General features: G+C 73.4%; 8 protein-coding genes. 2 read left to right on the top strand and 6 right to left on the bottom strand.

Translation table 11 applies throughout. The annotated features are described in order from the left end of the window. Positions 1–85: 85 nt before the first annotated feature. Positions 86–4,429 carry a hypothetical protein gene (locus ACZ6TB_RS37735; protein ID WP_465563009.1) on the bottom strand — a complete coding sequence of 1,448 codons (4,344 nt, stop codon included), beginning with the start codon at positions 4,427–4,429 and terminating at the stop codon, positions 86–88. A 391-nt stretch (positions 4,430–4,820) separates the two neighbouring features. On the opposite strand from ACZ6TB_RS37735, the gene dnaB reads away from it, so the two are divergent. Next, positions 4,821–6,278, top strand: a complete 1,458-nt coding sequence (gene dnaB / locus ACZ6TB_RS37730) for a replicative DNA helicase (protein ID WP_465563007.1) — start codon at positions 4,821–4,823, stop codon at positions 6,276–6,278. 12 nt (positions 6,279–6,290) lie between these two features. On the opposite strand, the gene ACZ6TB_RS37725 is transcribed toward dnaB, so the two are convergent. Genes ACZ6TB_RS37725 through ACZ6TB_RS37715 form a run of 3 tightly spaced genes read right to left on the bottom strand, consistent with a single transcriptional unit; the run spans position 6,291 to position 8,609 of the window. Continuing rightward, positions 6,291–7,967 carry a toxin glutamine deamidase domain-containing protein gene (locus ACZ6TB_RS37725; protein ID WP_465563359.1) on the bottom strand — a complete coding sequence of 559 codons (1,677 nt, stop codon included), beginning with the start codon at positions 7,965–7,967 and terminating at the stop codon, positions 6,291–6,293. Between the two features lie 52 nt (positions 7,968–8,019). Next, positions 8,020–8,196, bottom strand: coding sequence for a hypothetical protein (locus ACZ6TB_RS37720; RefSeq protein WP_465563004.1), 177 nt, complete (start codon positions 8,194–8,196; stop codon positions 8,020–8,022). Between the two features lie 38 nt (positions 8,197–8,234). Then, complete coding sequence (locus tag ACZ6TB_RS37715) at positions 8,235–8,609, bottom strand: YbaB/EbfC family nucleoid-associated protein (RefSeq protein WP_465563001.1); 375 nt, start codon at positions 8,607–8,609, stop codon at positions 8,235–8,237. Between the two features lie 106 nt (positions 8,610–8,715). Between ACZ6TB_RS37715 and ACZ6TB_RS37710 the strand changes: the two genes are divergently transcribed. After that, positions 8,716–9,861: an SUKH-3 domain-containing protein gene (locus ACZ6TB_RS37710; RefSeq protein WP_465562999.1), complete on the top strand. Its 1,146-nt coding sequence runs from the start codon at positions 8,716–8,718 to the stop codon at positions 9,859–9,861. 455 nt (positions 9,862–10,316) lie between these two features. On the opposite strand, the gene ACZ6TB_RS37705 is transcribed toward ACZ6TB_RS37710, so the two are convergent. Both ACZ6TB_RS37705 and ACZ6TB_RS37700 read right to left on the bottom strand, forming a co-directional pair. Further along, positions 10,317–10,736, bottom strand: coding sequence for a TFIIB-type zinc ribbon-containing protein (locus tag ACZ6TB_RS37705; RefSeq protein WP_465562996.1), 420 nt, complete (start codon positions 10,734–10,736; stop codon positions 10,317–10,319). Between the two features lie 41 nt (positions 10,737–10,777). Next, complete coding sequence (locus tag ACZ6TB_RS37700) at positions 10,778–12,058, bottom strand: glycosyltransferase 87 family protein (protein ID WP_465562993.1); 1,281 nt, start codon at positions 12,056–12,058, stop codon at positions 10,778–10,780. Between the last annotated feature and the right edge of the window lie 200 nt (positions 12,059–12,258).

Raw genomic sequence — 12,258 nt, 5'->3', positions numbered from 1 at the left:
TTGCCCCGGGCTCGCCTTGCTCAGCCTCGCGTTGCCGGGCCTCGCCTCGCTTTGCTCAGCCCCGCGTTGCCGGGCCTCGCCTCGCTCAGCTGAGGCTGTTGCCGGTGATGGCCGAACTGAGCACAGTGGCCAGTCCGCCGCCCACCACGGCCGCGGCCAGGCCGATGCTGATGGCCTTCCACGAGCTGCTGAACTTTCGCAGGCCCAGGGCGACGATCACGCTGAGCACGAGCGAGATGAGGAACTGCGGCGCCGCCTTGGCGAGGGTGTCGAGCGCGTGGGACTGGGAGCCGGTGTTGACCACGAGCATGTACACGACAAAAAGGACAATGGGCACCCCGTACCAGATGACGGTGTAGCCGACCGCGGCGAGAGGACCGCTGGCGTCCTGATCATCCTCCTCGTCGTCCGGATCGAGCAGGTCGCTCCTCCGGCTCGTCGGGAAGCCGCCGGTGACCGGTCGGCGCTCGTAGGAGCCGGTCGCGCCCTGCTGGAATCCGCCCCCGGTGCGCTGCGGGCGCACCATCGGCTCGCGCTGCTCGCGGGGAACGGGCGAGATCAGCGACGTGGAGGTCATCGATAGGTTCGACGCTCGCGGGACCGATGCGGCCCCGCTGGGCCGAAAGGGCACGTAATCCGAGGTGCCAAATCGTCGGGACTCGCCCTCGGCGAGACCGCCGTTGTCGGAAAGATCTCGGCGCCAGTCGTCGCCGCGGCCGTCACGATAGGAGGCCGAGCCCTGGCCGTCGCCCTCGGGCTGTTCGGCGAACTCGAGCCGCCAGTCGGCGGGCAGGCGCGCTTCGGCCGGCGCGGCGCCGCCGGACCAGGGCGCCGCCCCGGTGCCACGCGCCGGCCGGCCCGGGCCCGCGTCGAGCTCGCGGCGCCAGCCATCGGCGTTCGGCACATCGCCGTAACCGAGTTCCGGGGCGGAGCGGCGCCGGCCGGTCGGGTCCGCGGGCTCGTCGGCGCGACGGCGGCCACCACCGCGGTAGTCGGCCGGTCCGTCGCTGTAGGGCATCCCGCTGCGCGGCGCGGGGCCGCCGCCGTAGGGCACGCCGCTCCGCTGCCCCGGGCCGTCGCCGTATGGCACGCCGCTGCGCTGGGCCGGGCCGTCGCCGCGTCGTCCGCCGCCGGGACCATCACCGTAGGGATCGCCGCCGCGTCGCGGGCCGCCCGGGGCGTTGCCGTAGGGGTCGTCGCCGCCGGGGCCGTCACCGTAGGGATCGCCGCCGCGTCGCGGGGCGCCCGGGCCATCGCCGTAGCCGCCGCCGTCGCGGTAGTCGGTCTGCTCGTCGGGGCGGGCGGGACCGCTCGGGAGCGCGCGACGGGCCGATCCGTAGGCGGGACCGGCCGGGGCGCCGCCGTAGCCCTCCGCGCCGCCGTAGCCCTCCGCGCCGCCGTAGCTCTCCGCGCCGCCATAGGCCGAACCGTTGGCCGAGCCGCCGTAGCCCTCCGCGCCGCCATAGGCAGCGCCATTGGCCGAGCCGCCGTAGGACGGGCCACCGGGGCCGTAGGTCGGTCCGCTCGTGGGCGCGGCGCCGAAGGCGGTCTCGTCGGCACGGGCGCGGCCGCTGGGCAGCTCGCGGCGGCCGGAGCCATACGTGGGACCGCCCGGCTGGCCGCCGTACGCCGGTGGCGCGGTCTCGTCGGGGCGGGCGCGGCCGCTGGGCAGCTCGCGGCGCGGAGTGCCGAACGGGGTGCCGCTGCGGGGCGCGCTCGGGTAGGAATCGTCGGCGCCGTACGGGGTGGCGCTCCGCGGTGAGGCGGGCATCGCGCTGCGGGGCGACGCCGGCATTGCGCTGCGCGGTGACGCGGGCATCGCGCTGCGGGGCGACGCCGGCATCGCGCTGCGGGGCGAGGCGGGCATCGCGCTGCGCGGGGCGCCGGGCGGGGTGCGCCAGTCGTCCTCGGGCTCGGGGCTGGCCGCCGGCTCGGGCTTGGCCGGGCCGGCCGGAAGCTCGCGGCGCGTGCCGGGGGTGTGGTTCGCCGATTCGCGGCGGGCCGCCTCCTCGCGCCAGGCCTGCACGCGCGGGTCGTCGTCGGAGCGGCTCCACTGGCCGGTGTCGGGGTCGCGCACCCAGCTGCTGGTGTCGGGCTCGGCCGCCCAGGAGCCGGTGTGCTCGCGCCAGTCGTCGTCGACGTCGTTGTAGCGGGCCTTGCCCCGTCCGGACTGGCGGGGAGGCTCCTCGGGCCGGGCCCGACGGCCGCCACCGGGCGCGCTGCGGGCGCCGGACTCCACGCCGCCGCGGCCGTCCTCGGCGAAGCGCTCGGGCTCGGGGCCGCGGGTCGGCTCCTCCTCGGCGCGGCTGCGCCGGCGGCCGGCGCCCGGCTGGTCGGTGGGATAGGCCGGTGCCGCGCCACGGCCGAAGCCGGTCGTCGGCGCCGAGGCCGGCGGCTCCGCGCCACGGCCTGGGCCGCGCGGTTCGCCACCACGGTCGAAGCCTGGTCCGCGCTGTTCACCATCGCGGCCGAAGCCGGGGCCGGGCTGCTCGGCACCGCGGCCGAAACCGGGGGCGGCCTGCTCCCCGCCGCGGCCGAAACCGGGGGCGGCCTGCTCCCCGCCGCGGCCGAAACCGGGGGCGGGTTGCGAGGCACCGCGGTCGAAGCCCGGGCCGGGCTGCTCGGCACCGCGGTCGAAGCCCGGGCCGGGTTGCGCAGCACCGCGGTCGAAGCCGGGGCCGGGTTGCGCAGCACCGCGGCCGAAACCGGGGGCGGCTTGCTCCACGCCGCGACCAAACCCGGTGGTCGGCGATGCGGCCGGCGGCTCGGCGATGCGGCCATAGCCGGTGGTCGGCGATGCGGCCGGCGGTTCGGCGATGCGGCCGTAACCGGTGGCCGGCGGCTCGGCGACGCCCGCGCCGCGGCCGAAACCGGAAGCGGGCTGCGGGTCGGTGTAGCCCGTGCCCCGGCCGAAGCCGGATGCCGACGACGGCGAATCGGGGTAAGCGGGTGCCGCGCCACGGCCGAACCCGGTGGTCGGCGCGACGGGAGGTGGCTCGAAGGGCGGCGTCGTGCCGCGGCCGAAGCCGGAGGACGGCGGCGTCTCCTGGTAAGGCGGCGGCTCGGTGCCGTACGCCGGGCCGCGGCCGAACGCGCCGGACCCGCGTGGGGTCTCGGCCGCCGGCGCCTCGTCGGCGTAGCGGCCGCGGCGCGGGGTGGCCGGCGGCTCGGCGGCGTGACCGCCGGGGCGGGTGTCGTAGCTCAGCGGCATCGCGGCCGACGCGCTGCGGGCGATGCCCTCGTCGTGGCGGGAACGCCGGGACGACTCGTCGTAGCCGCCGGACGGGAGCGCCCGGCGGCCCGTGGAGCCGTCGTGGCGGCCGGAGCCGGGGTCACCGCCCGCCGCCCACGTGGGCGTGGCCGGGGCGGCCGGATCGGCGAACAGCGGGATGTTGCCGGTGTCGGTGTGGCCGGCCCAGTGGTCCGGGTCGGAGCGCGTGGCCCAGCCCGTGCCCCCCTCGGGAGCCCGGCGGCGGCCGACCGAGGGTGAACTGCCGGCCTGATCCGCGTTCTGCCGCCACGCCGCCCGGTCGTCCTCGCGCACCAGGTGGCGACCGTCGTCGCGGGGAGTCTGCCAGCTCGGCGTCTCGGCCGGATCGTCCATGCGCAGCCAGCTCGACATGGACGCGGAGTCTTTGGTGGAGCTGCCGGCGGAACCGCCGGCGGAACTGCCGCCAGAACTGCCGGCGGAACCGGGCTCGCTCCAGGTCGCGGTGCCCTCGATGGCGTCGCGCTGCCAGGCCGGGCTCTCGCTCGCGCCCCACGCGGGCCGATCGGGGTCGACCAGCTGCTGCCAGGACGGCGAGCTCTCGGCCGGCGGACGCTGCGACGGCTGCTGCCAGCTCGGCGTGGACTGCTGCTGCTGTTGCTGCTCCCAGGCCGTCGCGGGCGCGGTGAACTGCTGCCACGCGGGCCGCGCCTCGTCGGACGGCGAATCGGACGAGGACCAGGCCGTGCTCGAGATGGCCGGCTGCGCGGTCGGCGACTCGACGGGCGGGTTGTACGAGTCGTTGCCGCCGGTCTGCCAGGCCTCGGTCGTGGAGCGCCAGCCGTGCGAGCCGGTCGTCGAGCGCCACTCGGTGGTCTGCCGCCAGCGCGCGCCCGTGGCCCGCCACTCGGCCGTCTCGGAGCGCCAGCCCACGCCGTCGGCCGGGAACGTCGGGCGGCCGGTCGCGGCCGCGTCGGACCAGCGGCTGGCCGGCTCGACCGCCTGGGAGTCGGACTCGGACTGCTGCGCCCACTGATCGGCGCGGCGCTGCCAGGCCAGAGCCTCGGGGCTGGGCTCCATGCTGCCGGTGTCCGTCAGCGACGCCCATTTCGGCTCAGGCTCGGTCAAATCGGTGCGCTCCGGACCCTGGGGAGGATACGGCTGTGCCGCGCGCCGGTCGCGCGGCATGCGGGCGCCGTAGTCCCATTCCCGTTGGTCCACCGTGAAAGCGTGACGTGCAAGCGACCGAACCGCAACGCCTCCGGGCGATGGCTTGCTCACGCGCGGCAGCTTTTTCTTCCTCCACACCTGTTGACGACGTTATTCCTGCTGGACAAGGCCGACGAGATTTCGTTCCCAAGAGTTGTGCACAGGCTGTGCACAGGGCCACCCACAGGCTGGGGCTAGATGTCCACAAGTTGTCCCGAGACTCATCCACCGGCGCGCTTGGGCTGGTGGCAGGGCTGTTCGTAGAGTGGGGCCCTCACTCGCGCGTACGAGATCGCGTACGGGGTCCAAAGAATTTTTGGATCTTGGTTGGGATCAGCCGAAAGTGTCATACCCGGGCTGTTGGATCACGAGATAGACGTACGGCGAGCGGAGGGGGGTCCCGGTGTCGATCACCGATGACGCGCGGCCGGAGTCGCGGCCGCCGGCCCAGCCATCGGCCGGGGGGCCGCCACGCGGGGACGGTTCGAGCAGTGGCGGTGGCAGTGGCAGTGGTGGTGGGGGTGGTGGCGGCTACGACCGCACCCCGCCGCAGGACGTGGCGGCCGAGCAGGGTGTTCTCGGCGGCATGCTGCTGTCCAAGGACGCGATCGCCGACGTGGTCGAGATCCTCAAGCCGCACGATTTCTATCGCCCGGTGCACGCCACGATCTTCGACATCATCCTTGACCTGTACGGGCGGGGAGAGCCGGCCGATGCGCTGACGGTTTCCGCGGCGCTGGCCGACACCGGCGACCTCCAGCGGATCGGCGGCGTGCCCTACCTGCACACCCTGATCGAGAGCGTGCCGACGGCGGCCAACGCCTCTTACTACGCGCGCATCGTCTCCGAGCGGGCCATCCTGCGCCGGGTGGTCGAGGCCGGCACCAAGATCGTGCAGCTCGGCTACGGCGCCGGCGGCAACGGCGGGCGCGACGTCGACGACATCGTCGACCTGGCCCAGCAGGCGATCTACGACGTCACCGAGAAGCGGGTGAGCGAAGACTTCGCGGCCCTCGGCGACATGCTGCAGCCGACGCTCGACGAGATCGAGGCGGTCGGTGCCCAGGGCGGCATGATGTCCGGCGTGCCGACCGGCTTCTCCGACCTGGACCGTCTGCTCAACGGCCTGCACGCCGGTCAGCTGATCATCGTGGCCGGGCGACCCGGTCTCGGTAAGTCGACCGCGAGCATGGACTTCGCCCGTAACGCGGCGATCCGCCACAACTGCGCCAGCGCCATCTTCTCGCTGGAAATGAGCAAGATCGAGATGGTCATGCGTCTGCTCTCGGCCGAGGCGCGGGTGCCGCTGCACGTCCTGCGCTCGGGCCAGCTCACCGACGACGACTGGAGCAAGCTGGCTCGCCGGATGGGCGAGATCAGCGAGGCGCCGATCTTCGTCGACGACACCCCGAGCATGAACCTCATGGAGATCCGGGCGAAGGCGCGCCGGCTCAAACAGCGGCACAACCTCAAGCTGCTGGTGGTCGACTACCTCCAGCTGATGACCTCGCCGAAGCGCACCGAGAGCCGTCAGCAGGAGGTCGCGGACCTGTCCCGTGGCCTCAAGCTGCTGGCCAAAGAGATCGAGTGCCCGGTGATCGCCGTTTCGCAGCTGAACCGTGGTCCCGAGCAACGAACCGACAAGCGCCCGCAGCTGTCCGACCTGCGCGAGTCGGGCTCGATCGAGCAGGACGCCGACGTGGTCATCCTGCTGCACCGCGACGACTACTACGACAAGGAGTCACCGCGCGCGGGCGAGGCCGACTTCATCGTGGCCAAGCACCGAAACGGCCCGACCGACACCGTGACGGTGGCGGCCCAGCTGCACCTGTCCCGCTTCGTCGACATGGCGATCGTCTGACCGGCGGGGGCGTCAGGGCGCTGTCGTCGTCCACTGGCCGGGGCCGTGGTACGGCAGTGGCGCCGGCTGAGCCTGGGCGTCGACCACCAGGGCGTCCATCGAGATGATGTTGGCGTGGTCGGGGGCGCCGCGGTGGCCGTACAGGGGAATCTCCGCGCTCAGGCGGCCTATCTGCGGGTCGAGGAAGAGGATCGCGCCGCCGTGGTTGATCGCGGCCCAGGCGTGGCAGCCGCCGCCCTCGAGGTCGGTGAGCACGAAGGCGAACGCGCCGTGGCCCGAGTTGTGCAGGTGATTGGCCAGGTTGCGCAGGGCGGCGTCGACGGCGGGCCGCGCCGATTCGGGGTCGGCGGCGCCCAGGAACGGGCACAGGTTCTGGAACGTGGTTCCGGTTTCGCGCTCGATACGCCGCGGGCCGTCCCGTTCGCCACCGGTCGGGCGGCCGGGCTCGCCATGGGCGTACGCGTCGAAGGTCCGTGGCGCCGACACCCGAGGCCGGCCGAGCAGGTAGGTGTCATAGAGAGCGAGCACGACGTCGGTGCAGTTCAGCGCCCGAGTCGGGTCGGTGGCCGGCCCGTCGGCGTTGATCAGCCGGAACCATTCACCGGCGCGCGGATCGGCCAGGCGTGCCGCGCGGCCGTCGCCGTCGCGCGGAACCGCGTTCTCAAGAGCCTGCTGGTGTACGCCGAGGGCCGCCCCCAGACCGCCATAGTCACCCGCGGCGGCCGGGGGTGGCGGGGCGGCGGCGCGAATGGTCGCGGAGGCCTCGACCTCGGCCAGGACCGCTCGAAGATCGGCCACATGACGCCGAAATTGCTCGCCCAGCTCCGCCGACCCGACAAGCATTTCGTGATCGGCCAGCCGCCCGAGATCACCAATCTTCGCGCGAATCTCCTCGGCGATTGAACCGAGATAAGCGGAATATTCGTCCCGACGGTCATCGGGTAAATATCCGAAATGTGGGGGCGGAGGCGGGTCGTCATTTATCGGCCCCGAGATCTCGATGAGCACGGTCGCCTCGCCCGGAATCGCGACCGTCTCCGTCCCCGCATCGCGACGAGCCGGACGATCCAATTCGGACCGTGGGATACGGCGAGTGCTTTCCGCCGTCCCATAGGACCTGCGCAAGATCCCGGCAGCGGTGATCCCGGCGGACTCGGCGGGCGCCGCCGCCAACTCACTGTCCGCCGGCGTCGTCGGCGGAAACAGCCGGCGCGTCGTCTCGTGCGAGGAAGTGCGCCGAGAACCCGTAGCCAACGACAGCGCCAGCCCCGCAAAGATCTGTCGCAGCGACAGCCGGGTAGCCGCGATCGAGACCTCCACGGCCGGCCCGGTCAGCGCCGTGGTCAGCGACAACCCGAGCAGATCAAGCAGGAACCGGCCGATCTCCGTCCAGGCCTCCAGCTTGGCGGCCTCGAGCTCGCGCGCGCACTCGGCCACCGACGTGCCCAGCTCCGACGCGATCGGCGCCAGGGCGTTGAGCGGCGCCGACGGATCGCCGGCCAGCAACTGCCAGGCATCCTCGAAACCCGTCATCCGGGCGGCCGCGACCAGGTCCCGCGGCCCGGTCAGCGCCTCGGCCAGGGCAAACCACCGATCCGCCAGATCCCACGTCGCGGTCTCGTCACCGGACGGCCAGGCCGGCGAGTCCTTGGACCACGACGGATCGACGACGCGGGAGAGGGCCCGCACCGCCCACACCGGCACCTCGAACGGGCAGAGCGCCAGCGGACCCGGAAGCGGACTAGGCCAGACCGTCACGGCCGACGCTCTCCATGAAGTGCGCGAGCTGCTCCCACGCGGCCAGGACCTGCGCCTCGACCGGCCGATACCGGCCCTCGAACGCCCGCCCCGCCTCGTCGTCGCCCCACGGCCGGGACGCCGAGGCCGCCGCGAGGGAGGCGCCGGGCCCGTCGCGCAACTCCCCGAGCGTACGGGCAGCTCTCTCCCAAGATCCGGTCACAACAGTGAGCCGAGGTCGTTGTCGCGCAGGAAGCGCAGCGTCCCCGAATCGGCCGGCAGATAGCCGGCCATCAGCTGCTCGATCTGGCCGTCGGTCTGCGACGCCGCCTCCTGCGCGGTCGCCACGATCGTGCGGGCCAGCGCCTGCGGATCTCGGCACGCGGCCGGATCGAGGCTCAGATCGACGAGCCGGCCACGCGGATCGACCGTCGCGCGCACCGCCCCATCGGGTGACGCGGCGCTGACCCGCAGCGCCGCCATACGTTTCTGAAGATCGTCCAGATCGGACCGCAATCGGGCGTACTGCCCGTAGACCTCGCCCAACCGGTCGCGTAATGCCTGGTTGGCATCGCGATCCGCCGTCTCTGCCACGGTTGAGGCTCCCTGTTCGCCGCCATCGAACTCCGTGACAATACCCAGCTTCGCAACGTTGCGTGGTCCGGTAACTTCATTCCGCGCATAAGGAGGGAAATTCACGATGGTCAGTCGGGCGGAGGCCGAGCAGATCGCCTCCCGCTGGGCGCGGGGCGAGACCGAGCAGCGGGGGTACGCGTGTGAGCCCGCGCTCGTGGAGTTCGACCTGGGCTGGGTGGTCTGGATGCGGCCGGCGCCGTCGGTCCTGCCGCTGCCCGGCGACGGCGCCCGGACGGTCATCGATCGCGAGACGGGCACGCTGTCGACCTGGCCGGCGATCCCGCACGAGGAGATCGCCGCGCGCTACCGGGAGCAGCGTCCGCGGCCCTCGACGACGGTCGATCCGGCGGTGTCCTTGCGGCGTGCAACGCGGCGCCGACCGGCCCCGACCACGGCGGCCGAGCTGATCGTGGGCGGCCGCGTGTTCCGGGCCCAGGGCGCGAAAGGCGATCAAGACCTCAACCATCATCCGCGCGTACGGGATGGCTTGGCCGCGATTCCACCAGGCGCCCGGGTCCGCGGCGTCGAGCGTCACGCCGAGCTGATCGCCGTCTCGGATGCGCTGTCCGAGGTCGGGCATCCGGGTTCGGCGTTGACGGCTTTCCTGGTACGCGAGCCGGCCGACCCCCAGGCGGGCGAGGTGTGCCGCCCTTGCGAGTCGTGTTTGACGGTGCTCGTGGAGCTGGGCGTGCTCCCGCGCGAGCAGTTGGCCGACACCGTGGAGTGGCGGCACGGCTCCGACCGCATCCGGGGCCGTTTCCCGCCCGAGGTCTCCCGCACCCTGGCCGGCGGCGGTTGGCTGGGCGTCGAGCTGCCCGCCGGCCCGACGATCGCCGAGGCCGAGCGGCTCAGCGGCCGCACCGCGTTCCCAGCCGCCCGCCGAGCCCTGGCCGAGTTCGCGGGCGTGCGCTGCGCCCGCCGCGGCCCGGGCCGCCGCCGCGCGATCCGCCTGCTGACCTTCGACCCACTACCCGGCGCCCGCCAGCCCGCCGCGCTGGCCGAGTTCGCCGCCCTGATCGACGCCCCCGTCTTCCCGTTGGCAACCGAAGGCGGGGATGCGCTGGTCGTCCTGGATGACCGAGGCCGAGTCTTCATCCTCGACCAGGCCGGAGAGTGGTTCATCGGCGCGACCGTGGACGAGGCCGTTACTGCCCTGCTGACCGGGGACGGCCCAGCCGACCGCCTACGCGATGACGGGTCGTGGACGTAGCCCGGGCCCAGACCCCGACGCCCCTCGCCTCCGGGCCTCGGCAGCTTCATCAGGTCTCACTGCCTCGCCCGGCATGCGACGCCCCCCGCCGGCTTGCCTCCACGACGTAGGCCACCCTGATTGGGCCGCCGCACAAAGCGCTCGGGATGGCCCGCCACGCCCGCCCAGACCGCGGCTCCCGCCCGTTCGGCCCGGCTCGCGCCGCCCGCTGAGCCCGCGTGGCCCGCTGAGCCCGCGTGGCCCGCTGAGCCCGTGCCGCTCGCGTCGCCCGCCAAGCTCGCGTCGCCCGCCAAGCCCGCGTCGCCCGCCAAGCCCGCGTCGCCCGATGAGCCCGCGTCACCCGCCAAGGCCGCATCGCCCCCAAGCCCGCGTCGCCCGCCCGACCCCGATTGAAGCGCGAGGCCGACCCCACCCGAAGGCGGCGTCGGCCTCAGCAACGCGACCAGTCCAAACGATCAGTCGAAGAGATCGTGCAGGAAGCTCTTGTGACGCTTGCGCTGGTAGTGACCGTGGTGCCCCGGAGCCCGGTAGTGGCCGTGCGTCCGGTAGTGGCCGTGGTGGCCATACGCCGGAGCGGCCGCCGGGTAACCGTGCGCCACCGGCGCGCCGTAGCCCGGGGCGGGCGGCGCCGCGTAACCGCCGTGTGCGGGCGGGGGCGGCGGCGGGGCATATGCGCCCGGCGGCGGCGCCTGGGGCGCGGCGGCGGGGCGGGACGGGGCCGGCCGGCTGTTGTAGCTTGCCTCGGCCTCGAAGAGTTTCTCGAGCTCACCGCGGTCGAGGAAGATGCCGCGGCACTCGGTGCACTGATCGACCGTGACGCCGCTGCGCTCGTAGACTCGCATCTCGCCATGACACTTCGGACAGGTCATCTGCATCTCACAGACGGTACAAGGCGGTGTCACTCCGACGGGCCTCGTCAGGCTGTGTGGTTGCTGAATGCTCGCCGGGAAAGGTCGGACACCGGGGCCAGCGCCGGCGCCCAGACCAGCAGCGCTACAGGGTAGAGCAGGTAGCCGAAGCGGCTCGTCGGCAGCAGCAGAATCGCCGCGAGCAGGCCCCAGGCACAGATCAGGGCCGCCGTCGTTGCCGTGTGCGGCGGGCGGCGTACCAGAAAGATTGCGATGGTGACCGCGACCGCCACGAGCAGCCCAGCCGCCAGGAATCGGCCGCCCGGCAGGTGTTGCGCGATCAGATAGCCCGGGAACGGCGACTGCGCCGGGCTCTTGACCAGGCCGTGGCCGAGCGGAAATCGCAGCACGTTCTCGACGAAGCCGTCCGAGTCCACGAGAAACGGCGGCAGCAGCACCAGCACCGGCAGTCCGATCGCCCCCGGCAGGAACGCCCGCCCCCGCCCCCGGCCGATCGCCAGCGCCGCGAGCACTGCCACCACCGGGAAGGCGAAGAGCTTCCCGGCCGCCGCCGCACCCACCGCGACGCCCGCCCAGCCGTACCGGTCCCTCGCCGTCAGCGCCAACGCCAGCAGGCACAGCGCCAGCACCGGCAGATCGTCACCGCCGGTAGCCAGCGTCAGCGCGCAGATCGGAAAGACCGCCACCGACTGGATCGCCCGCACCACCGAGGACGACGAACCGGCCAACAGCCGCACCCCCACGACCAGCGCGCCCACCGTCACCACCGCGAACCAGACGCGCGAGTCCGTCCACCAGTGCTCCCCGAACGCGGCCCGCGGCAGCCCGAAGATCGCCATCCCCGGCTGATACGGGCTGTAGGCCATGAGTCGCTCGTCCACCGGCAGCGCCGCGATCGCGTCCCGCCCCAGGTAGGGCGTCCCGTGGTGCAGCAGCCGTTCGCCCATCCGCTCGACGACCAGCACTTCCTCCTGCGCGCGGTCGGTCCGCCCGCCCGCGCGCTGCACCGCCTCGACCACCAGCGGAAGCAAGGCCGCGGCCATCCCGACGGTCCAGGCGAGCGCGGCCCTCGCGCCATCGCCGATCAGGTTCCCCATGCGCCCGTACGGTGTGAAGCGCCGCACCGCCACCTGCAGCAGCACCACCGCCGTCCCCACCGCATAGGCCCACGCCGCGATGGCCCCCCAGCCCCGATGCGGCAGCAGCGTCGAGGCGAGCGCCGTGATCAGCGCAAAGCCCGCCGCCAGCGCGTAGAGCACGAGATCGGTAGTAAGCCCGCCGCCCGCCCGGTCAACACGTTCAAGCAGCCAAACGGCGCGATTGGTCACGCGCGCCAGTGTGGCAGAGCGGTACGCGCCCGGAGCGGCTCAGGTGCGGGGCTCGGAGACGGGTTCGCACCCTCGTCATCGGCCCGCACCCTCGTCATCGGCCCGCACCCTCGTCATCGGCCCGCTCCCCGCTATCGGGTCCACGCCCGCTATCGAGTCCCCACCCCCGTTAGTGGGTGGGGCGAATGTAGGGGTGGGGT

The organism is Actinoplanes sp. NPDC051537, from assembly GCF_055586105.1.
This window is presented reverse-complemented; position numbering and strand designations above follow the sequence as displayed.

Excerpts from the sequence above, each read along its gene's own strand:
- ACZ6TB_RS37705 (WP_465562996.1), bottom strand. The coding sequence starts at position 10,736 with ATGCAGATGACCTGTCCGAAGTGTCATGGCGAGATGCGAGTCTACGAG.
- ACZ6TB_RS37710 (WP_465562999.1), top strand. The coding sequence starts at position 8,716 with ATGGTCAGTCGGGCGGAGGCCGAGCAGATCGCCTCCCGCTGGGCGCGG.